The following is a 271-nucleotide window of genomic DNA, read 5'->3' as shown; positions in this document are numbered from 1 at the left end:
GGTACAACAGACGGCCCAGACGGCGGAAGACGCAATCCGCATGGCCGACCAGACCAGCGCCAGCGCTTACAGCGGCGAAGCGGTGATGAAGCAGACTATCGGCGTGATGCAGTCGGTGTCGCGGGATAACGGCCAGATAGTCGATATCATCGCGGTGATCGACCGTATCGCCGTCCAGACCAATATCCTGGCGCTGAATGCCGCGGTGGAAGCCGCCCGCGCCGGGGAGGCAGGCCGCGGTTTTGCGGTGGTGGCCGCCGAAGTGCGTAAT

Annotated in this window: 1 protein-coding gene; it reads left to right on the top strand. The window is 64.2% G+C overall.

Annotated elements, in window-relative coordinates; translation table 11 throughout:
- Window positions 1-40: 40 nt before the first annotated feature.
- A partial coding sequence (locus N7568_RS27010; protein WP_368736532.1) for a methyl-accepting chemotaxis protein occupies window positions 41-271 on the top strand: 231 nt, incomplete at its 3' end.

The organism is Paenarthrobacter aurescens (genome assembly GCF_025421775.1).
In the GTDB taxonomy this organism is placed as follows: Bacteria; Actinomycetota; Actinomycetes; order Actinomycetales; family Micrococcaceae; genus Arthrobacter; species Arthrobacter aurescens_B.
Note: the sequence above shows the minus strand (reverse complement) of the source record. Positions and strands in the feature narration are given on the sequence as shown.